Source organism: Thermosulfuriphilus sp., from assembly GCF_054026695.1.
Genome location: NZ_JBPMLP010000045.1, coordinates 88,425 through 107,562, shown reverse-complemented (window position 1 = coordinate 107,562; position 19,138 = coordinate 88,425). Strand labels below are relative to the sequence as shown.

The following is a 19,138-nucleotide window of genomic DNA, read 5'->3' as shown; positions in this document are numbered from 1 at the left end:
TGGTAATAGAGCCACCCGACTCAGGAATTTCCAAAACCAATTTAGAGTAAAATTCTGCATGAGGAGAGTGACATATAGAACACTGTTTAGCATTAGTTCCCTTATCTGTATAATTATGAGAGGGCCTTAGAACCAAAACATTAACACCAAGATCTATCTTTTTCCAGCCTCTTGCCAACATTTAGGCTTAAATGAATTCAAGAGTTTAATAAAGAAAAGAAGTTCTCTATCCTCCAAAAAACCATCATCATTTTTATCAATAAAACTAATTATATCTTGACCAGAAAAATCCTTTACATCTTGTTTATCAACAAGAAAATAGATTATATCATCATAAGTAAGGCGCCACTCTTTATCAGTCTTATCTATAGCCCTAAAATAAAAAACAATACCCTTTGTAGCATTGGGAGAATGACACATAGCACACTCTAGATATTTAAAATGAATAGATCTTTGCGGAAGCCAATCATGCTTACGTTCTACATTCTGATGACATTTTGTACAAATTTTCCGCCGCTCCGCGGCACTTAATTGAGAAAATGGGACACTGGAATGAGGATCATGACAACCAAAACATATTCTTTTACTAACCCTGTAATGAAGACTTTTTTTATACTCTCTCATAATATCTTCATGACAATTTTCACAAACTGGTGGTTTTAGGGTTTTGACTTTAAAGCCTTCAGAGGTTTTTAGAACTTTGAGATCCTTATGATATTCTATACACTCAATTCCATTTTTACCATGTACTGTACTCCAATAATAATCCTTTGTAGGAATAGGTGGCATTTTTGCGAGAACAGCTTTATCAAGGAGAAGAGAAATCCAACCATTAGAGATAGGAATCTTTAAAAAGATCTTATCATAAAAGGGAGCCCGAGAAGTATGACACAAAGTACAATCTTTTATATGCTTAACTTCATCTGTAAAGTTATGATAAGGCCTTAAAACTAAGGCTCTTTCTTCAAGAAAAGGAGACAAACCAGCACCTTTTATCTTAGAAAATAAGGTCTCAATCTCAGAAAGTTGAATAACATTATCAGCGTTAATATCAATCAAACTTTTAATATCCAAAGATCTAGTATGTAGAATTTCTCTCAATCGCTCGTAAGAAAGAGAACTCACCTGACCATTAGCTTTGGAAGCAATAAAGAAAACCAGGGATTTTTTCTGATTTAGGAGTATGACAAACCGTGCATTCTAAATACTTAAAATGATACTCTTGCTGGGGCAACCAATCATGAGATACCCCATCATGACACTGAAGGCAGATAGAGATTCTCTCACCAATAGATAACTGATGAAAACTTCTAGCATAGTGGGGATTGTGACACTCATAACACAAACATTTACTAACTTTTGCATGCTTACTATTCTGATACTGACTGACAGCGTCCTCATGACAGGCAGAACAATCCACAACACCCATTCTCTGAGGATGAGGGATTTTTGCTATTTCAGTATGGCAGTCCAGACAATCAAGATCTCCATGAACAGAGGCGCTAAACCTACTCTCATCCACATAAAGGCTTATGCAACCCTTTTTAACCGGCTTCCGAGTCGGCGTGGGAACTACCATCTCCAGACGTTCTTCAGGTGACATATCGAGAATATCTTCATTACCGTGGCAGCCCAGACAATCATCCCTGTTAAGAGCAAAAAGATCATTTATTAAGATATTAGTAGATATAAAGAGAAAGAAAATGAACAGAATAATTTTTTCCCTCATATTCCCCCTCCCCATGAATTATCTATCATAAAGCTTATTTTTGTCAAAATCTTTATTTAAAATTTTACCATGAAGAATAATTTGAAAGATGGCAGGATTCAGGAGAGAGGAGAATTTTAGGAAAAGGCTGGTCAGGACCATTTTGGGAGAAAAAGTTTATCTATTGACCGATAAACAAGATTTTTGTTAAAAATTATTTAACATCTTTAAATAGTTATTTTTTTTAAAAAAAATTTGACATTTATTTTCCAATGATGATTATTTTTCAACAAAGCTAAAGGAGGTTTTTATGCCTGTCTACATCATGATGACCAAGTTGACCGATGAAGGCCGCAAGACCATCAAAAAAAAGCCGGAGAGAATCAAAGAAGTAAACAAAGAGGTAGAGGCTATGGGGGTCAAGATCTTGGCTCAGTATGCAGTGATGGGTCCTTATGATTTTATAAATATCCTCGAGGCCCCGGATAATGCCACTGTAACCAGGCTTTCTGTAGAACTAGGATCAAGGGGGACAGTCATCCCCTCTACCTTCCCGGCAATGAGTGTCGATGAACTCATTGAGGCCCTTAAAAAATAAAAGCTCCCCCACTCAAAGGGCGGGCCTCAGCCCGCCTTTCTTTTTATTTTTATTTCGACCAAGCCTTAGCGTTGAGAGCTCTCAAATCGTACTTATAAGTACTTCCAAGATCTGCGGCTCTGCACTTCTGAGGGGTTCATGAGGGTTCGAACGAGGCGGTTAGTCCTTGACGCCGTTCTTCTAGGAATCATTGGAGCCTTAAGCGCCAAGGTATTTATCTTCCTCCTGGGAGTGGCTCAGAAGATCTTCCTCCAATACCTGGCCGGCTATCTCCCCCCAGGGCTTCCCAATGAAGGTGGGGCACTCATGGAAGTCTTTGGCCCTCGTAGCCGCTGGATGATTCCCTTAGCGACTACCCTGGGAGGCCTTCTCTCAGGTCTAATTGTCTATACCTGGGCCCCTGAGGCCGAAGGCCATGGTACCGACGCCATGGTTCGGGCCTTTCACCGCCTAGGCGGCTATATAAGGGCCAGGGTACCCTTTCTGAAGATGATTGCCTCCGCCATAACTATCGGCTCTGGAGGGGCTGCCGGACGAGAGGGGCCAACAGCTTTAGTCAGTGCTGGCGTTGGATCCCTTTATGCCCGAGTGGCCAAAAGGCCTCCTGAAGATCGCCGTCTTCTGATGCTCATGGGTTCTGCTGCCGGCCTTTCGGCTATATTCCGCTCCCCTATAGGCACAGCCCTTTTCACTATTGAGGTCCTCTACAGCGAGATGGAATTCGAGGCCTCAGCCCTGGTTTTCACCCTCCTAGCAGCTGTAATTGCCTATACGACCATGGGGTTGATGGGAATATGTGGCCCGCTTTTCGAGGTTCCACCAGGTCTTTTTGTCGATGTTCGGGAATATTACTGGTATGCCATCCTAGGCATCCTAAGTGGGCCAGTGGCCACCGTGCTGCCGGTCGTCTTTTATGGCCTTCGGGACCTTTTTCTTCGAATCCCCATTAGACCCCATTTTAAACCCGCTTTGGGAGGGCTTGGGCTGGGAATTATAGCCATCTGGTTGCCACAGGTTCTCGGAGGCGGATATGGCTGGATCCAAATGGCCATGGATGGGGGCCTCAGCTGGAGGCTAATGATGGTCTTGCTTTTCGCCAAAATGTTGGCCTTCCCACTGACGGTCTCTTCCGGGGGATCAGGAGGTGTTTTTGCTCCTAGCCTTTTCGTCGGGGGGATGCTTGGGGGAGCAATGGCCGGGCTGGCCCATCTGCCACCGGCCTCTTTTGTCGTGGTAGGCATGGCCGCTGTATTTGGAGGAGCAGCCAGGGTCCCCATTGCTGCTATGTTTATGGTTGTAGAGATGACCGGGGCCTATCTTCTCCTGGTCCCTGCAGCCCTAGCCGTCCTTCTGAGTTACCTCGTCCAGAACTTACTTGCTGCTGGGCTCAAATATCAGAGCCTCTATGAATATCAAGTTCCTAATCGAGCTGAGTCTGCAGCCCATCAGGAAGAATTTCTCCAAACAGCCCTTGACCTTCTTCTCAAACGCAAGGTCTCTATCCCTAAGACCATCGGCCATCTCAATCTCTTAGTCCTCCTCGAATTAGGAATTCCCCTTGAACTCCCGGATGGAAAACGTCTGGTCATCCAGACCATTACACCCCAATCACCTTGGTTAGGTCACTCAATAAAAGATGTCCCTATCCCTGAGGAAGCCGAATTGATCGCCTTAGTTAGAAAAGACCACCTTATCTTCCCCCAGGGGCCACTTAGTCTGGAACCAGACGACAAACTCCTTTTTCTGGCTTCTATCAAAGGTTGGAAGGAACTGAATAAGATCTTCGGTTAGGGCCGATTTATTCTGGCCAAGGCTTCTTCAGCCAGATGCTTTATTTTGGTATTAATGGGTTCTCCCCACCAGAAGAACTCAACCGGAGTGTCGTCTTCCAGCAAAAGGGCTATCTCCCTTCGGGATTGTCTATCTTTGAGGAGCCCCAGGGCTAAAACGGCCATAGCCCGGGCCAAGGGATCCGAAGCCCTGAGAAAAGGTCTAATGTAGCCAGGGGCCCTCCTATTGATCAAAATATCTGGCCGAGAAACGGCTAGCCGAGCCACCCCCCAGAGGACTCCCCGCTGGAGAGGTTCATATTCGAGAAAATTACCATCTTCCCGAAGATAGGAGATGAGCATGTGGGCATATTCTTCGGCCAAGCCAGGATGCCGGGCCATTATCTCTCCCATGGCCTCGGGTACTCCCCAGCCAATCCCACCAGATTCCTCATTGAGCATCCACATCAGACGCCTCATAATCACCCGAGCTGCCTCCATGTCTTCCTCGGCCAGCCGCAAGACGACCTCCCCTATGGCCGCAACAGCCCTGAAACGAAGCACCTCATCTCCATGGCAGAGGGCCCCAATGAGGGGATTGATGACCTTTCTGGGGGGATAGTTAAATAGTTTCTTTTGAAGAGAGGGGAGATCCTCTTCTTTAAGGATCTTAAGGATCTCCCCTTTTAGGGTTCGTGTAGGGAGCCATTTAACCATAGGCCAGGTCTTCTTTTATGGCCCTGGCAACAGTAATACCCATATCTCGACATTCTTTAAGGTGCTCGTGAGTGGGGACAAACTTGACCCTCAGGCCCGGATGGGCCAATTTGGCTTTCATCTCTTCAAGGGCCTTGTTCATGTGTTTGACAGCCTCCCCACTCCAGCCGTAAGAGCCAAAGGCCGCCGCCACCTTCTGTCGAGGCCTAAGTCCTTTAATATAGGTGAGGACGTCGGCCATCTGAGGGAGCATATGGTTGTTGAGGGTTGAGGAGCCAACCACCAGACCTTTGGCCTCAAGGACCTGGGTCATAATATCACTGCGGTGTTCAATACTGGCGTCCATTACCTTGACCTGGAGGCCTTCAGCCATCAGACCATCGGCAATGGCCAGAGCCATCTTCTCCGTACTCCGCCACATAGTAGCATAGACTACCAGGGCAAAAGGTCTGGCCTCATAAGCACTCCAGCGCCTGTAAGCCTCAAGGATATCCTTAAGGTGTTTGCGCCAGATGACCCCATGATCCGGGAGGATCATCTCTATCTCAAGCCCCATCTCCTCTAGGGTCTGCAGGAGCTTCTGGACCTGGGGAGAAAAGGGAAGGACTATATTGGCATAGTACTTGGCTGCCTCTTGCATGAGTTCAGCATAGTCCACCTCATCGTCAAAACGGCCGCTGGTAGCATAATGTTGCCCAAAGGCATCCTGGGAGATGAGGACCTTTTCTTCAGGAAGATAGGAGACCATGCTGTCGGGCCAGTGGATCATTCTGGTCTCCAGGAATTTGACTGTTCGCCGCCCAATACTTATAGAATCCCCGGACTTTACCTCTACTAGTGGCCAAGAATCAGCCAGGGAATGAAAGTGCTCCTTAAGGCCCCTGTAGCCCATCGGAGAACAGAAGACTTTTTCCGGCTTTAGGCGTTCGATGATCTCTGGAAGACCACCAGAATGATCCATCTCCACGTGGTTAACGACGATAAAATCCACTTTAGCTGGATCTCCGAGCACCTTGATGAGATTGTGGATCAAGCTGCTGACAAAAGGCTTTTTGACGGCATCAAAAAGGGTGATCTTCTCATCCTTGACTAGATAGGCATTATAGGTGGACCCCCGTTTGGTAGAGTAACCATGGAAGTCGCGGATGTTCCAGTCAATCGCCCCTACCCAATAGATGTCTTTTTTGATCTCGATCACATTGCTCATAATCACACTCTCCGGTGCCATTTCAGGGCCAGGATTAGTCCGCAGGGTTAAAGGCCTCTTTAGAGGCCCCACAGACCGGGCAGACCCAGTGATCTGGCAAATCCTCAAAAGCTGTCCCCGGGGGAATATCATTTATGGGATCCCCGGCCTCGGGATCATAGACATAGCCACACACACTACACATATACTTCTTCATCAGTTTGAACCTCCTTATAAAAATAAGATTGCTTTAGGTCTCTCCGGTCATATCCGGAGGAATGGTAAAGGTGCGCTGAGAAAGTTCTCGATCAACCATAAAAAGACCCTGGGGAGAGTCCCCCACCAACCTCAAACGCTCAACCACGGCCCCCACGGAGGCCTCCTCTTCCACCTGCTCACTGACAAACCACTGTAGAAAGATATTAGTTGCGTGGTCTTTTTCCTCCAGGGCCAGATTGACCAGGTCGTTTATAAGGCTGGTGACGTACCGTTCGTGCTCAAGGGCCGCCTCAAAGGCTGCCAGCGGTGAAGCCCAATCAACAGGTGGGCCCTCTATGGGGGCCAATTTCACCCGGCCGCCACGCTCATTAATGAAATTATAGAATTTCATGGCGTGCATAAGCTCTTCTTGGGTCTGCATCTTCATCCAACGGGCAAATCCTTCTAGGTTTTTGGATTCAAAGTAAGCGGCCATAGAGAGATAGAGATAGGCTGAATAGAGTTCAGCATTGACCTGTCGGTTAAGGGCCTCTTCCATCCGTTCGCTAAGCATCTACTTCCTCCATAGTCCATGAAGATTGCAGTATTCCCGGGCAACGACCTCATCGGCCTCGATCATAAAGACAGCCTCCGGGGCCTCTCCCGGTTTGAGAAACTGTCGATAGGCCTTTCCATCGGCAATCACTTCTATCCACTCAATATAGTGCTTCTCCTCCATAGGGTGGAGGACACTACCCACTGTGACCTTAAAACCACCGTCGACCTTCTCCACCACCGGGACATGTTTTTCCAAAGAAGCATCCACGGTATTTTCCTCCATAAGCTTCATGGGCTGGCCACAACAGACAAGCTGTCCCTGACCCTCGTGGACCATCTCTACCATGTTGCCGCATATCTCACATTTGTAGATCTGCAAGAGCTTAGTCATAGAACCTTCCTCCTTATTTAGCAAGGTTTCCTAAAGATAGTAAATAATCCTTTAGGGTTAAGGGGCCCCTATTATTGGGCCCCATCTTTAATCAAGAACTATCCTGTAACTATTTAACCTCAAGCTTTAAGATGGCCTTGTTGACCACAATGGGCTGATACTCTTCGGCCGGAAGCTCAAAAAATTTGCCCACAGAGCTTGGCACCTGGCTGTAATAGAGAGTGGCCTCGATGGTCAAAGGCCCTTTGGCAACATCTTTAGGCAGACGCCAAGTATAGGTCTCCACCTTGGTCTCCCGAGGACCTATCCGATAGTCAACCAGGGTATTTTCCTTGGTGTACCACTGACAGATGGTCATCCGCCCCTTCGGATCAAAGAATGGACGCCTGAAGATACGGGCCCCATCAGGCAGATCTCCGTCTCTTTTTAGGCCCTTAAAGCCCTTGATTTCCATAATCTCCCCAATGGCCTGATAGGCCCGGACCGAAGAGTCGGCAATGGTGAACTCTTCTCCCTTAAAGCCTTTTTTATCCACCGGTAGGTGGAACTTCTTACCCTGTGCATCAATGGCCCAGACCTCAAGCCAGAGCATCCTTTCCTCAGAGGATCCCGAGGGGACCATGTGTCCTGCCTTACCGTTGAAAAGCTCGGCCCGAATCTTCAGCCTTGAACCCGGAGAGAGTTCCTTTTTGCTGACATAAAGGGCTAGGTCTATGACTCCGGCGAGCTTTGAGGGCACATGGGAGCCATGAAAGACATGGTGGGCCATGTCTTGGCGCTCTTTACCACCAATGGCCGGTTTACCCGGGGCCCGATACATATGGCAGTCTTGACAACGCACCCCTTCTTTGGCATAAGGACCAGCCTTCCATTCTCTATAGGTTTCCTTGACCCAGGCTCCATAAGGACTTTGTTCATCATGACAGGTAGCACAGAATTTGGGGCTCTTTAAAAATTCGGAATAGACTACCCCATGAAAAGGGCTTTTAGCATCTTTACGGGGACCCTGCTTATCTCGACCAGGCTCAACAATGAAGCTGAAGTTAAAGGGCTCCTCTTCCGTGCTTCCGGTTATGCTATGGCAGACCTCACAGCTGACCCCTTCGTTTGCCCGAGAATTGGCGGAAACAGGCTTAGGGGGAATATCTCCGGTTAGAAAGGCCAGCGGAGAATGGCAACCAATACAGCCAGCCTTGACTCCAGCCACCTTGGGCTCTTTTTGAGAGTGGGGAAGGGCCAACTTGAAGTATTCCACCTCATCCCAGATATGGGTATAGCTTTTGGACATCATGCTCTGTTGCCACTCCTGATAGATCTCCTTATGGCAACCGGCACAGGTAATCGGCTTTTTAAAGTCAGAATACTTATATTTCCCCATTTGGGCCGAAAAACCCGGGGCGGAAAAGGAAAAAACCAAAGCTATCAAAGGGATAAAGACACTAAAGATAACTCTCATGCCCCACCTCCTAACCTACAATACTTTAAAGGGGGCAGGACGCCCCCAGTACATCTATTTAGCGTGTTTGGCTAAATACTCTGCCACCCCTTCTGGAGAAGGCTTCATGGCCTCCTCACCTGGATGCCAGTCAGCCGGGCAGACCTCTCCGTGAGCCTCAAAGAACTGAAGGGCATCAAGAATCCTTAAGGCCTCATCAACACTGCGCCCCAAGGGCAAATCGTTGACCAGCTCGTGTCTAACGATTCCCTCCTTGTCGATTAAAAAAAGCCCTCTCAGGGAAACAGATTCATCAAAGAGAATCCCGTAAGAACGAGAGATGCCTTTGCTTAGGTCAGAGACCAAAGGGTACTGAATATTGCCAATCCCCCCTTTGTCTACCGGGGTCATCTTCCAGGCAAAGTGACTATAGACTGAATCCACCGAGATCCCTAAGACTTCGCAGTTTCTCTTCTTGAATTCCTCAAGTTTTTTGTCAAAAGCCAGGATCTCCGTAGGGCAAACAAAGGTAAAATCCAGGGGATAAAAGAGAAGAATGACGTATTTCCCCCGGTAAGAAGAAAGGGTGACCTTGGAGAAAGAGTTGTCAGGCATCACGGCTTCAGCGGTAAAGTCAGGGGCCTCTTTAGTTACTAAAGTCATGAGACTATCCTCCTTTTACCAGTTTTCACAGACCACCTCGAAATAGGCCTTGGAGTGGGCACAGGAGGGGCAGGTCTCCGGTGCCTCTTCACCTTCATGGATGTAGCCACAGTTGCGACACTTCCAGGCAACCTTGGTGTCCTTTTTGAAGACCTTGCCGGCCTCAATATTAGCAGCCAAGGCCTTGTAGCGATCCTCGTGGAACTTTTCGGCTACAGCAATGGCCTCAAAGACAGCGGCAATTTCATGAAAACCTTCCTCCCGGGCGATTTGAGCAAATTCCGGATACATCTGGGTGTGTTCGTAATTTTCTCCTTCGGCAGCGGCCTTTAGGTTCTCAAGGGTATTGCCGATCACTCCGGCCGGGAAACTGGCCTGAATCTCAACCATACCCCCCTCCAGGAACTTAAAGAGACGTTTGGCGTGTTCTTTTTCCTGGTTGGCTGTCTCCTCAAAGATGGCCGCAATCTGCTGATAGCCTTCCTTTTTGGCCTGGGAGGCAAAGTAGGTATAACGGTTGCGAGCCTGAGACTCACCGGCAAAGGCGGTCAGCAGATTCTTTTCGGTGCGAGTTCCCTTAAGACTTCCCATAACTCCCTCCTTAAAAAGTTTATTTTCTGATCCCTTTAGGCCCCAACCTGGGCCCTGCCAGTCTCGGTGATAACGTATTTGCCCTTAGCTGGACTCTCCACATAGCCTTTTGACTTTAGACTCCTCAGACGACAACTTACCGCCTGACTACTCAGGCCGATGGCCTGGGCAATGTCTTTGCAGCCTGAAGGCTCTCCCTTTTCGGCTAAAGCAGCCAGAATCTTCTTCTGCTCCTCGGTCAGCCCATTTGAACCACAGCTCTTACAAGACATAGATCTTCCTCCTTATTTACAGATACAGATTTTGTAGATTTTTGTAGATCTAGAATGTTCAGTTTTAAAGAATTTTTCTTCCTTTTTCGTAATTCAGAATCTTGGATCCCTTTGCCCCAGTGTCAAGAGAACAAGTTTTTTTGGAATCAATATTATTGAAGAAGAGTTATAAAAGAGAGAGAAGAAAAAGTCAAGAAAAAAATCTTTGCAGGGAAAAGGATTGGTGCTACACATCTAAAAAAAATTGTTATCCGGAGGAGTCCTATGAATGTCCAAAGAGGTGTCTGCCTAGTGTTGGTGGTCTTGGGGCTTTATCTTCTCCTTGCTGGCAGAAGTGAGGCCCATTTTCAGCTCCTTATCCCCTCTGATGACATCGTCACTGTGGATGAGCCCCGAAATCTTGAGCTTCAGATGGTTTTTACCCATCCGGTCGAGGGAGGACCAAATATGGAGATGAAGCGTCCCGAGGCCTTCGGGGTCATGATACGGGGCAAAAGATATGATCTCCAGCAAAGTCTTAAGGAGATCAAGATTCCCAGCCTTCCTGGAAGGCCATCGAAGGTCAGTGCTTGGCAAGCCCGATACCAGCTAAAGCGCCCTGGAGATCATCTATTTTATCTAGTTCCTCAACCATACTTTGAGCCCGCAGAAGAAAAATTCATAAAACAGGTCACCAAGGTAGTGGTCAATGCCTTTGGGGCCGAGGAAGGCTGGGACAAGAAGATCGGCCTGGTCGCAGAAATAGTCCCCTTGACCCGCCCCTACGGTCTCTGGGCCGGAAACACCTTCCGGGGATTGGTTCTCATCAACGGGAAGCCTGCTCCCAACATCGAGGTAGAGGTTGAATTTTTGAACAACCAGGGTATCAAACCCCCGGCAGATCCCTTCATTACCCAGGTAATCAAAACCGATGCAAACGGTATCTTCTGCTACACTATCCCCTGGTCTGGATGGTGGGGTTTTTCCGCCCTGGGAGAAGGGGGGACTTTAAAATACCAAGGTAAGGAGTATCCAGTTGAACTTGACGCCGTGATCTGGATAAAGGCCTATTCCTTGCCTAAAGAGGTGAAATAGTGCATATCTCCGACGGCATCCTTCCTGTACCTATCTTGGTTGGCGGAGGGCTGGCGGCCTTGGCCGGAGTGGCGGTTGGTCTCAAAAGGCTTGAGCCCGAAAAGATCCCCCAAACGGCCCTCTTTACCGCCGCCCTCTTTATCGCCTCTCTAATCCACATCCCTTTAGGACCGACTTCGGTCCATTTGGTCTTAAATGGCCTGGCTGGCCTTATCCTCGGCTGGATAATCTTCCCGGCCTTCCTTGTGGCTTTGCTCCTCCAGGCCGTCCTCTTTCAATTCGGAGGGCTGACCACTCTGGGGATAAACACCTTGAACATGGCTGGCGGCGGGATCGTAGCCTATTATCTCTTTGGGCTTCTAGTCCGCCAAGGCAATGGACGGCTGGCCCAGATAGGGGCATCCCTGGCCGCAGCCCTGGGGATAGCCGTCACGGGCATGATGGTTGCCTTGGAGTTGGCCGCAGGAGGTGAGGCCTTTTATCCGGCCGCAAGGCTGGTCTTGGTAGCCCATCTACCGGTAATGGTCATCGAAGGGATAGTCTCAGCCGTCTTGGTGGGTTTTATCAAACGGGCTAAGCCGGAGATCTTGGAGTCCTTGACCGTTGCCCGAGCAAGGAGGGTCAGATGAAAAAAGCCTTAAGCCTTTTGCTCCTGGTCTTGACCATACCTTTTCTTCCCTCCCCAGCCTGGGGCCATCGGATAAATGTCTTTGCCTATAGCGAAGGAGAAAAGGTGGTCGTCGAGGTCTATTTCAACGATGGCACTCCCGCCAAAGGTAGCCTTATAAAGATCTATGAGACCGGCAGCGACAAGGTCCTTGTTTCCGGACGAACAGACAGAGAAGGACGATTTGTCTTTAACGCTCCCCGGAAGAAAGACTTGATGATCGTGGCCATTGCCGAACTCGGTCATCGGGCCGAATACCACCTCTCATTAAGAGAAAAAAGGCCGAACCAAGATACCCAAGCGGCCATTGGCACCCTTTTCTCCCCCTCCAAACAGGAAACTTGTAGCCTTGATGAAGAAAAGCTCAAGGAGATCGTCGGCCAGCAACTGGATCTCAAGCTCGCCCCCCTTTACAAGACCCTAAAGGAAATGGCCCGTCGGGAAGAGAAACCTTCGACCTCAGAGATCATTGGCGGCCTAGGCTACATTGCCGGTCTCTTCGGAGCCTTGGCCTATTTTTATTCCCGCAAGAGGCGGCCTTGATCAGGGAAAGTTTTGCCGAAGGCACCGGTCTCCTCCACCAACTCGACCCCCGGGTCAAGATTACCATCGCTTGCTTCCTGGCTGTGGTCGTAGCCACCAGCCCTAAACCAGGCGTTCTTCTTCCGGCCGCCTCTTTTGTCATCATCCTTCTAGCCGGCTCAGACTTGCCCTTCTTAGAGGTGGCCAAACGGATGGCCCTGGTAAACACCTTTGTCATCCTCTTGGCTCTGACCCTTCCTTTCAGCACTGCCGGAGAGATCATCTACCGGATAGGAGCTGTCAAGATCAGCCGCGAGGGTTTGATCCTGGCCGGACTCATCTTGGCCAAGGTCAATATTATCCTCTTGGCCATGATTCTTCTCCTTTCCACCTCTTCAGTCTTTACCCTGGCTCATGCCCTTCATCATCTCCATCTACCCTCAAGGTTTGTCCAGCTTCTGTTTTTTACCTTTCGTTATCTCCATGTCCTGGAAGAAGAGCTCAAAAAGATGCTTGAAGCCGCCAAACTCCGATGCTTTCGCCCCCGGACAAACCTGCTCACCTATCGGACTTATGCCTATCTTCTGGCCAGCCTTTTCATCCGTAGCTATGATCGAAGCGAAAGGATCTATCAGGCGATGGTCTGTCGGGGGTTCAGAGGGACATTTCCCGTATATCATCACTTCCACCTGAACCGAAGGGATGTCTTCTTCCTGGGGCTCTCAGGGGCCTATTGGTTGGCCTTGGCCATATGGGCCTTTGGCTAAGGACTTTCCGTCATCCCTTGGGCATGATATCTAAGCGTCTTGAGGATATGCAGGATCAACGGAAACCAGAGGATCTTATCCGCCTGGAGGAGATAGAGTTTAGTTATCCGGAACGGGTGATCTTTGAAAATCTTTCATTTGTTCTCAAAAAGGGAGAACGAATCGGTCTTATGGGCCCAAATGGGGCAGGCAAGACGACCTTGTTGCGACTCATTATGGGCCTCAACCGCCCCCGGGCTGGCCAGGTAATTATCTTCGGACAGAAACGCCGCCGTGAGGAAGACTTCTACGAGGTGAGGCGACGAATCGGCTTTCTTTTTCAGGATCCAGAAGACCAACTCTTCTGCCCTACGGTGGCCGAAGATATCGCCTTCGGCCCCCTGAACCTGGGCTTTCCCAGGGATGAGGTCAAGAGGTTGGTCGCCGAGACCTTAGATCTCCTTGGATTAAGAGACCTCGAGAAGCGCCCCACCTACCGGCTCTCTGGAGGAGAGAAACGGATGGTGGCCTTGGGCACCATTTTGGCCATGAGACCAGAGGTCCTTATCCTTGATGAACCCACCGGAGACCTGGATCCGGCCAACACCAATAAGCTCAAAAAAATCCTCAAATCCTTAAAAAGGACCTACCTTATCGTCTCTCATGACTATTATTTTCTGGCCTCCCTCTGTGACCGAATTCTCTGGTTCGAGAGAGGGCTTTTCAGGGAGGTTACCAAAGACGACCGGGAGGTCGGACCCGACCCCGACAAGACTATCAACCATATTCGTTTAGATAGTAGCCAAACTTCTGGAAGGCCTTCTTGAGGTCAAGCCTCTCTTCAAGGGAAAGAGAGCGATAGAGATGGTAGAACTTCTGAGGAGAGGCCTCAGGGGAGCAGACGGCCAAATAGATCTGGTCTTTCTTTTCAGGGGAAAGTTTAGAAGAGGCCAGAATCTTCTCCAAATCTCCGGCTCCACAGAGCTCGTTGGCGATAAGGGCCTGATCCTTCTTACCCATAAAGGCCCATTGCTCGCCTCGGCCCCGAGGGCCATAAGGACAATCACTTTTGATTACTGTTATAGAACGCGGAGCACAGGCACTAAAGACCAACAAGGTCAGAAAAATGGGAAGAAAAAGCCACCTTCTATCCAAAACCAACCTCCTTTGGGATTTTAGTGTAATTTTGTCTAATTTTGTCTTTATAATAAAACAATTTATAAGCTAGAGGCAAATAAATTTTGATGTTAACAAATCTGAGGTTAATATTTTGAGACTCATACTATTGAACACATCCGAGGAGGGTCCTTGAGCGAAGAAAGGCTCCAAAAACTGATCTCTCGGGCCGGGATTGCCTCCCGGAGAAAGGCCGAGGCCCTTATCAGAGCCGGTCGGGTGATGGTTGATGGAAGGGTGGTCACCGAGCTGGGACTAAAGGTAGACCCAACAAAGAGCCGGATTCTCGTCGATGGGCAGCTGATTTCCATCGAGCCACCGGTCTACCTCCTCCTTCATAAGCCTTCTGGTTATCTTACGGCCCTTTCAGATCCTTACGGGCGAAGGACCATAAAGGACCTTATCGCCGAGGTCCCTTATCGGGTCTTTCCTGTTGGCCGACTTGACAACGCCACCGAAGGGCTTCTGCTTCTTACCAACGACGGGGAGCTGGCCAACCGACTGCTTCATCCACGTTACGGGGTGGAAAAGGTCTACCGTGTCCAGGTAAAAGGCCATCCGAGCCCTGGGGCCTTAAGGCGCCTTCTTGAAGAGGGAGTAGAAGTGGAGGGTCGGACCGTGAGGCCTCGATCAATAAAACGACTGGGACGCACCCGACGGACGACTATGTTTGAGGTCGTTGTGACCGAGGGACGCAAGAGGGAGATCCGGAGGATGTTCGCTTTTTTGGGGCATCCGGTAAAGTACCTCAAGCGAGTCCGCTTTGGGCCTTTAAGCCTAGGAGATTTAGCTCCAGGAAGGTGGCGGTATCTGAGACCGGAGGAGATCAGGGCCCTTAAAAGGGCCGCCTTCGGTCCCAAGGAGGAAAAAGATGAAGACCTTTCCCCATCCCTTTGATCCGGCTGGTCAGCAAAAGATCGCTCAGGCTATAGCCCAGGCCGAGAAGGCCACAGCGGCTGAGATTGCTGTTATGGTTGTCTCCCAGAGCGGACGCTATCGGGAAGCTGAGATCTTGAGCGCCCTCATCTTGGGCCATCTTCTGGCCTTTGTTCTTACAGTAGGACTCTTCTCTGCCTCCCTTTGGCATTACGTCCCCTTAGAGTTCGGCCTCTCTCTGGCCTCTTATCCTCTTATACGTCGCTTCCCCTTTTTGAAGAAACCCCTCATCGGCCCCAGGAGAAGGGCCGAAAAGGTGTTTTTTCGGGCCCAAAGGGCCTTCCTCGAACAAGGGCTCCACCAGACAAAAGAGGCCACCGGAGTCCTCATCTTTATCTCCCTCTTTGAACGACGGGTCATGATCTTAGCCGACAAAGGAATAATGGCCCATGTCAGCCAAGAGGCTCTTGACCGCTGGGCAAAAAAACTGGCCCAGAAGATAAAACAGGGGCAGGCCATCGAGGGATTGTGCGAAATCATCAAAGAAATGGGCCAGAGCTTGGCCCAACATCTCCCTGTAAGGCCTGGAGATATAAACGAATTGCCTGATGAGATTATTTTCCGCCAGGAATAGACCTACCTCTCCTTATTCCGCCAGAGTTTTGCAAAAAACAACAAAAACAAGACTTCTTTTTACCGAAAAATGTTTCTTTTTGACTTTTTTTGACAAACGGGATATTCAGCAAGACCAGAAGTTTTAAAAAAAAGGGGGGTGATAAAAGCGAGAGTGCTCTTGAGGCTTTACTAACACAAAGATCACAGAGAGGAGGTTCCTATGGCGCCAAAGGTGATTTGGCTGTTTGTCTTTGTCGCTCTCTACTGGATTTACTGTATCTTCTGGGGTATCAAAGGGGCCCGGAGTGCGAAGACGGCCTCTGACTACTTCATTGCCGGGCGAAAGATCCCCCTCTGGGTCTTCGTCTTAGCCGCAACGGCAACCTCATTTTCCGGCTGGACCTTTATCGGCCACCCCGGCCTTATCTACAGAGACGGTTTTCAGTATGCCTTTGCTTCATTTTATGCCATTACTATTCCTTTTACCGGAGTCATTTTCCTCAAACGTCAATGGATGCTGGGCAAAAGGTTCGGTTATGTGACCCCAGGGGAGATGTTTGCCCATTATTATCAGTCTAATATTATCCGTCTTTTGGTAGTCATTGTTGCTTTAGTATTCTCCATCCCTTATCTGGGAGTCCAGCTAAGGGCCTCGGGGTTTCTCTTCAACGTCCTTACCGATGGTCTCCTGGATGTCGAGGTCGGCATGTGGCTTTTGTCCATTGTGGTCATCCTTTATGTAGCTATGGGGGGCCTGAGGGCCGTGGCCTATGTGGACACCATGCAGTGTATCCTTTTGGCCTTGGGAATTATTGCCATTGGTCTGATCACCCTCAAATCAGTAGGCGGCTGGCATGCCCTTCAGGAAGGCATCTTCAAGATGACCCAAGTGGACACCAAACTCACCCCGGATGGTTATAGTCACTACGTGGCCATCCCGGGGGTGATCCAGTTTGTCAAAAGTGGGCCCAGTGCGGTAGGCGGAGCCTGGACAGGAGTGATGATCCTCACCTACATGTTTGCCCTCATGGGCATTCAGTCGGCTCCGGCCTTCTCCATGTGGGCTTTCTCCAACAGGAATCCCAAGCCCTTTGCTCCTCAGCAGGTCTGGGCTTCTTCGGCAGGCATTGGTTTTATCCTTATCGTTTTTACGGCCATCCAGGGGATGGGAGGTCACTTAATCGGTGCTGACCACAAGCTTCTTGAGCTGGGCCTGGCCAAAGACGTCCTTAACCTTCACAAAGACCTTATGGAGATGCCCGGGAAACAGGGAATGTTAGTGCCGGCTTTAATTAATATCATGGCCGAGACAGCCCCCTGGCTGGTAGGGCTTTTGGCTGTCTGTGCCCTGGCCGCCATGCAGTCCACAGGCTCGGCCTATATGTCCACCGCGGCTGGGATGATCACCCGGGACCTTTATCGTTATTATCTCCGGCCAGAGGCCTCCCATGCTGAACAGAAACTCTTTGGTCGGATAGCCGTCCTTATTGTTGTTGGGGCAGCCCTTATCGTGGCCACCACCTCAAAAGACGCCCTGGTCCTTTTGGGAGGTCTGGCCGTGGCTTATGGATTCCAGATGTGGCCGGCTCTCATCGGTATCTGCTACTGGCCCTGGCTGACCAGACAAGGCATTGTTTTAGGGCTCATTGCCGGCCTTGTGGCTGTCACCTGCACAGAGACCATCGGCCAGAAATGGCTAGGAATTAAGGCCTGGGGACGCTGGCCCCTGACCATCCATTCTGCAGGTTGGGGGATCATCTTCAATCTGGGTATAGCCATCATAGTCAGCGCCTTCACCCAGGACAAAAAATCCCAAGAACACAAGGCCCAATTCCACAATTTCCTAAAGGACCACGCCGGCCTTTCCCCGGGAAAGAAAAAACTCGTTCCTTGGGCCTGGGCCATCACCCTCATCTGGTTCTTCTTCGCCATAGGTCCGGGAGCGGTTCTCAGCAACACCATCTTTGGCAATCCCAAGGATATGACGACCTGGATCTTTGGCATACCCTCTATCTGGGCCTGGCAGATTATCTGGTGGGCCTTAGGGGTCTTTATGATGTGGTTCCTGGCCTATAAGATGGAAATGTCCACCATGCCAGACAAGGAGATCGTTGCCCTGGTGGAGGACATCGCTGATCTTAAAAAGGCCCGTTTTGACCTCGACATGCCAGACTAAAAGAGAGGGGGGAAATCCCCCCTCTTTTGACCCATGGACAGAAAAGATTTCCGAAATCTCACCCTGGGTTTGATCTGTGTGGGGCTTCTGGTCTGGGGATTCCTCAAGGTCACCGCCGACTACGAGGAGTTTCCAGGAGAGATGACTTACCGGGAGGGGAATTACCGTTTGGAGAGGGGTGAATATGACCGGGCCCTTGAGTGTTTTAAGACGGTCCAGAAAATAAATCCCAACTTCCCCCCGGCCTATTTGGGAGAGGCCCTGGTCCATATCCAGGTCGGACACTATTCTGAGGCCCTTAAGATCCTAAATGCTCTCATCCAGAAGGATCCTGAATTTGCTGAGGCCTGGGCCAACAGGGGGATCGTCTTTGATCACTTAGGAAGATACCAAGAGGCCATAAGAGACTATCGAAAAGCCCTTGAGCTTAAACCCGATCTGGCGAAGGGCCCAGGAATTATCTATCGGATCCTCCACAACATATCCCAAAAGCCCTCGACTATAGCCGACCGTCTCCGATACCTGCAAAGCGAACTTGAAAAGCCCCCGGAGGAACGTCTCCTCCGAATACCAGAGCTAGATCAGCAACAGCCCCTTAATACCCGTAGGAGGTTTCTATGAAGAAGGCACTATTAGAGGCCAAGGACTGTGTCTTGATGATTATCGATCCCCAAGAACGACTCATGGCCGCCATAAGTGAGGCCGAGCGGGTAGAGAAGAACATCTCCCTTCTGATTCACTTGGCCAAGATCATGGAGATTCCCATTGTGGCCACCACTCAGTATGCCAAAGGCCTTGGCCCCTACGTCTCGGGGTTGAGAGAGTTCCTGACTGGGACTCCCTTCTATGACAAGATAGAGTTTAATGCCCTCGCGAACCCCGAGATCCTTTCGGTAACCAAAAACATAGGACGCAAAGAAATTCTTCTCTGCGGGGTAGAGACCCACATCTGCGTCTATCAGACCGCCTTGGGGGCCTCCCTGGCCGGCTTTGTCCCCAGGGTGGTAGCTGATGCCACCTCTTCAAGAAACCTTGAAAACATGACCTATGGCCTCAACCACTTAAGATCCCTGGGATTCCCTGTGGTCTCCACGGAAATGGTCATCTACGAACTTCTCCGAAGGGCCGACACCACGGCCTTCAAGGCCATGCTTCCCTATCTAAAGTAGCGTTCTTTACCTATGTGGCCACCGGCTTTAA

Annotated in this window: 24 protein-coding genes; 12 read left to right on the top strand and 12 right to left on the bottom strand. The window is 49.6% G+C overall.

Translation table 11 applies throughout. From position 1 onward, the window contains the following. Positions 1-153: 153 nt before the first annotated feature. Together ACXJJX_RS07930 and ACXJJX_RS07925 are read right to left on the bottom strand one after the other, a co-directional pair. Positions 154-1,059, bottom strand: a complete 906-nt coding sequence (locus ACXJJX_RS07930) for a cytochrome c3 family protein (RefSeq protein WP_456433934.1) — start codon at positions 1,057-1,059, stop codon at positions 154-156. 73 nt (positions 1,060-1,132) lie between these two features. Then, the gene (locus ACXJJX_RS07925; RefSeq protein ID WP_456433932.1) at positions 1,133-1,729 is read right to left on the bottom strand and encodes a cytochrome c3 family protein; all 597 of its coding nucleotides are present in this window, start codon (positions 1,727-1,729) and stop codon (positions 1,133-1,135) included. A 289-nt stretch (positions 1,730-2,018) separates the two neighbouring features. On the opposite strand from ACXJJX_RS07925, the gene ACXJJX_RS07920 reads away from it, so the two are divergent. Beyond that, positions 2,019-2,306 carry a GYD domain-containing protein gene (locus tag ACXJJX_RS07920; RefSeq protein ID WP_456433930.1) on the top strand — a complete coding sequence of 96 codons (288 nt, stop codon included), beginning with the start codon at positions 2,019-2,021 and terminating at the stop codon, positions 2,304-2,306. 138 nt (positions 2,307-2,444) lie between these two features. Beyond that, on the top strand, positions 2,445-4,097 hold the full coding sequence (locus tag ACXJJX_RS07915) for a chloride channel protein (RefSeq protein ID WP_456433928.1): 1,653 nt from the start codon (positions 2,445-2,447) through the stop codon (positions 4,095-4,097). Here the strand turns inward: ACXJJX_RS07915 and ACXJJX_RS07910 are convergent. The 9 genes from ACXJJX_RS07910 to ACXJJX_RS07870 form a co-directional block, all read right to left on the bottom strand. After that, positions 4,094-4,792, bottom strand: coding sequence for a DVU0298 family protein (locus ACXJJX_RS07910; RefSeq protein ID WP_456433926.1), 699 nt, complete (start codon positions 4,790-4,792; stop codon positions 4,094-4,096). The two genes, ACXJJX_RS07915 and ACXJJX_RS07910, sit on opposite strands and share 4 nt — an antisense overlap. Continuing rightward, on the bottom strand, positions 4,785-5,999 hold the full coding sequence (locus tag ACXJJX_RS07905) for an FprA family A-type flavoprotein (protein WP_456433924.1): 1,215 nt from the start codon (positions 5,997-5,999) through the stop codon (positions 4,785-4,787). The genes ACXJJX_RS07910 and ACXJJX_RS07905 overlap by 8 nt, the downstream gene beginning before the upstream one ends. A gap of 34 nt (positions 6,000-6,033) precedes the next feature. After that, the gene (gene rd / locus ACXJJX_RS07900; protein ID WP_456433922.1) at positions 6,034-6,195 is read right to left on the bottom strand and encodes a rubredoxin; all 162 of its coding nucleotides are present in this window, start codon (positions 6,193-6,195) and stop codon (positions 6,034-6,036) included. Between the two features lie 33 nt (positions 6,196-6,228). Then, the gene (locus tag ACXJJX_RS07895; RefSeq protein WP_456433920.1) at positions 6,229-6,750 is read right to left on the bottom strand and encodes a ferritin; all 522 of its coding nucleotides are present in this window, start codon (positions 6,748-6,750) and stop codon (positions 6,229-6,231) included. After that, positions 6,751-7,125: a desulfoferrodoxin gene (locus ACXJJX_RS07890; protein ID WP_456433918.1), complete on the bottom strand. Its 375-nt coding sequence runs from the start codon at positions 7,123-7,125 to the stop codon at positions 6,751-6,753. It abuts the gene before it with no gap. A 109-nt stretch (positions 7,126-7,234) separates the two neighbouring features. Further along, entirely contained in the window at positions 7,235-8,581 is a 1,347-nt protein-coding gene (locus ACXJJX_RS07885; RefSeq protein WP_456433916.1) for a multiheme c-type cytochrome, read from the bottom strand. Between the two features lie 54 nt (positions 8,582-8,635). Continuing rightward, positions 8,636-9,223 carry a peroxiredoxin gene (locus ACXJJX_RS07880; protein ID WP_456433914.1) on the bottom strand — a complete coding sequence of 196 codons (588 nt, stop codon included), beginning with the start codon at positions 9,221-9,223 and terminating at the stop codon, positions 8,636-8,638. A 15-nt stretch (positions 9,224-9,238) separates the two neighbouring features. After that, positions 9,239-9,814: a rubrerythrin gene (gene rbr / locus ACXJJX_RS07875; protein ID WP_456433912.1), complete on the bottom strand. Its 576-nt coding sequence runs from the start codon at positions 9,812-9,814 to the stop codon at positions 9,239-9,241. A 35-nt stretch (positions 9,815-9,849) separates the two neighbouring features. Further along, positions 9,850-10,086 (bottom strand): DUF8462 domain-containing protein, encoded by a 237-nt coding sequence (locus ACXJJX_RS07870; RefSeq protein WP_456433910.1) that lies wholly within the window; start codon positions 10,084-10,086, stop codon positions 9,850-9,852. A 264-nt stretch (positions 10,087-10,350) separates the two neighbouring features. On the opposite strand from ACXJJX_RS07870, the gene ACXJJX_RS07865 reads away from it, so the two are divergent. Genes ACXJJX_RS07865 through ACXJJX_RS07845 form a run of 5 tightly spaced genes read left to right on the top strand, consistent with a single transcriptional unit; the run spans position 10,351 to position 13,922 of the window. Then, positions 10,351-11,160, top strand: a complete 810-nt coding sequence (locus tag ACXJJX_RS07865; RefSeq protein ID WP_456433908.1) for a DUF4198 domain-containing protein — start codon at positions 10,351-10,353, stop codon at positions 11,158-11,160. Next, complete coding sequence (gene cbiM, locus ACXJJX_RS07860; RefSeq protein WP_456433906.1) at positions 11,160-11,789, top strand: cobalt transporter CbiM; 630 nt, start codon at positions 11,160-11,162, stop codon at positions 11,787-11,789. The genes ACXJJX_RS07865 and cbiM overlap by 1 nt, the downstream gene beginning before the upstream one ends. Then, on the top strand, positions 11,786-12,370 hold the full coding sequence (locus tag ACXJJX_RS07855) for a NikL family nickel/cobalt ECF transporter subunit (protein WP_456433904.1): 585 nt from the start codon (positions 11,786-11,788) through the stop codon (positions 12,368-12,370). Before cbiM ends, ACXJJX_RS07855 begins: the two co-directional genes overlap by 4 nt. Next, the gene (cbiQ, locus tag ACXJJX_RS07850) at positions 12,367-13,116 is read left to right on the top strand and encodes a cobalt ECF transporter T component CbiQ (RefSeq protein ID WP_456433902.1); all 750 of its coding nucleotides are present in this window, start codon (positions 12,367-12,369) and stop codon (positions 13,114-13,116) included. Before ACXJJX_RS07855 ends, cbiQ begins: the two co-directional genes overlap by 4 nt. A gap of 23 nt (positions 13,117-13,139) precedes the next feature. After that, positions 13,140-13,922 (top strand): energy-coupling factor ABC transporter ATP-binding protein, encoded by a 783-nt coding sequence (locus ACXJJX_RS07845; RefSeq protein WP_456433900.1) that lies wholly within the window; start codon positions 13,140-13,142, stop codon positions 13,920-13,922. Here ACXJJX_RS07845 and ACXJJX_RS07840 read toward each other — a convergent pair. Then, positions 13,873-14,250: a hypothetical protein gene (locus ACXJJX_RS07840; RefSeq protein WP_456433898.1), complete on the bottom strand. Its 378-nt coding sequence runs from the start codon at positions 14,248-14,250 to the stop codon at positions 13,873-13,875. The two genes, ACXJJX_RS07845 and ACXJJX_RS07840, sit on opposite strands and share 50 nt — an antisense overlap. Positions 14,251-14,403: 153 nt before the next feature. Here ACXJJX_RS07840 and ACXJJX_RS07835 point away from each other — a divergent pair, with 153 nt between their 5' ends. The 5 genes from ACXJJX_RS07835 (at position 14,404) to ACXJJX_RS07815 (ending at position 19,107) form a co-directional block, all read left to right on the top strand. Next, on the top strand, positions 14,404-15,168 hold the full coding sequence (locus tag ACXJJX_RS07835) for a pseudouridine synthase (protein WP_456433896.1): 765 nt from the start codon (positions 14,404-14,406) through the stop codon (positions 15,166-15,168). Beyond that, a complete protein-coding gene (locus tag ACXJJX_RS07830; protein WP_456433894.1) occupies positions 15,143-15,781 on the top strand; it encodes a TPM domain-containing protein in 639 nt (212 codons plus the stop codon). The genes ACXJJX_RS07835 and ACXJJX_RS07830 overlap by 26 nt, the downstream gene beginning before the upstream one ends. A gap of 201 nt (positions 15,782-15,982) precedes the next feature. After that, positions 15,983-17,938 carry a sodium:solute symporter family protein gene (locus ACXJJX_RS07825; protein WP_456433892.1) on the top strand — a complete coding sequence of 652 codons (1,956 nt, stop codon included), beginning with the start codon at positions 15,983-15,985 and terminating at the stop codon, positions 17,936-17,938. A gap of 33 nt (positions 17,939-17,971) precedes the next feature. After that, complete coding sequence (locus ACXJJX_RS07820) at positions 17,972-18,559, top strand: tetratricopeptide repeat protein (RefSeq protein WP_456433890.1); 588 nt, start codon at positions 17,972-17,974, stop codon at positions 18,557-18,559. After that, on the top strand, positions 18,556-19,107 hold the full coding sequence (locus tag ACXJJX_RS07815) for an isochorismatase family protein (RefSeq protein ID WP_456433888.1): 552 nt from the start codon (positions 18,556-18,558) through the stop codon (positions 19,105-19,107). Before ACXJJX_RS07820 ends, ACXJJX_RS07815 begins: the two co-directional genes overlap by 4 nt. The last annotated feature ends 31 nt before the right edge of the window (positions 19,108-19,138 follow it).

What these genes read in the sequence shown, in the direction of transcription:
- ACXJJX_RS07865 (WP_456433908.1), top strand. Translation starts at nt 10,351, where the DNA reads ATGAATGTCCAAAGAGGTGTCTGCCTAGTGTTGGTGGTCTTGGGGCTT.
- ACXJJX_RS07815 (WP_456433888.1), top strand. Translation starts at nt 18,556, where the DNA reads ATGAAGAAGGCACTATTAGAGGCCAAGGACTGTGTCTTGATGATTATC.
- ACXJJX_RS07855 (WP_456433904.1), top strand. Translation starts at nt 11,786, where the DNA reads ATGAAAAAAGCCTTAAGCCTTTTGCTCCTGGTCTTGACCATACCTTTT.
- rbr (WP_456433912.1), bottom strand. Translation starts at nt 9,814, where the DNA reads ATGGGAAGTCTTAAGGGAACTCGCACCGAAAAGAATCTGCTGACCGCC.
- ACXJJX_RS07890 (WP_456433918.1), bottom strand. Translation starts at nt 7,125, where the DNA reads ATGACTAAGCTCTTGCAGATCTACAAATGTGAGATATGCGGCAACATG.
- ACXJJX_RS07925 (WP_456433932.1), bottom strand. Translation starts at nt 1,729, where the DNA reads ATGAGGGAAAAAATTATTCTGTTCATTTTCTTTCTCTTTATATCTACT.
- rd (WP_456433922.1), bottom strand. Translation starts at nt 6,195, where the DNA reads ATGAAGAAGTATATGTGTAGTGTGTGTGGCTATGTCTATGATCCCGAG.
- ACXJJX_RS07845 (WP_456433900.1), top strand. Translation starts at nt 13,140, where the DNA reads ATGATATCTAAGCGTCTTGAGGATATGCAGGATCAACGGAAACCAGAG.
- ACXJJX_RS07910 (WP_456433926.1), bottom strand. Translation starts at nt 4,792, where the DNA reads ATGGTTAAATGGCTCCCTACACGAACCCTAAAAGGGGAGATCCTTAAG.
- ACXJJX_RS07895 (WP_456433920.1), bottom strand. Translation starts at nt 6,750, where the DNA reads ATGCTTAGCGAACGGATGGAAGAGGCCCTTAACCGACAGGTCAATGCT.
- ACXJJX_RS07880 (WP_456433914.1), bottom strand. Translation starts at nt 9,223, where the DNA reads ATGACTTTAGTAACTAAAGAGGCCCCTGACTTTACCGCTGAAGCCGTG.
- ACXJJX_RS07915 (WP_456433928.1), top strand. Translation starts at nt 2,445, where the DNA reads ATGAGGGTTCGAACGAGGCGGTTAGTCCTTGACGCCGTTCTTCTAGGA.
- ACXJJX_RS07820 (WP_456433890.1), top strand. Translation starts at nt 17,972, where the DNA reads ATGGACAGAAAAGATTTCCGAAATCTCACCCTGGGTTTGATCTGTGTG.
- ACXJJX_RS07920 (WP_456433930.1), top strand. Translation starts at nt 2,019, where the DNA reads ATGCCTGTCTACATCATGATGACCAAGTTGACCGATGAAGGCCGCAAG.
- ACXJJX_RS07905 (WP_456433924.1), bottom strand. Translation starts at nt 5,999, where the DNA reads ATGAGCAATGTGATCGAGATCAAAAAAGACATCTATTGGGTAGGGGCG.
- ACXJJX_RS07870 (WP_456433910.1), bottom strand. Translation starts at nt 10,086, where the DNA reads ATGTCTTGTAAGAGCTGTGGTTCAAATGGGCTGACCGAGGAGCAGAAG.
- ACXJJX_RS07830 (WP_456433894.1), top strand. Translation starts at nt 15,143, where the DNA reads ATGAAGACCTTTCCCCATCCCTTTGATCCGGCTGGTCAGCAAAAGATC.
- ACXJJX_RS07885 (WP_456433916.1), bottom strand. Translation starts at nt 8,581, where the DNA reads ATGAGAGTTATCTTTAGTGTCTTTATCCCTTTGATAGCTTTGGTTTTT.
- ACXJJX_RS07825 (WP_456433892.1), top strand. Translation starts at nt 15,983, where the DNA reads ATGGCGCCAAAGGTGATTTGGCTGTTTGTCTTTGTCGCTCTCTACTGG.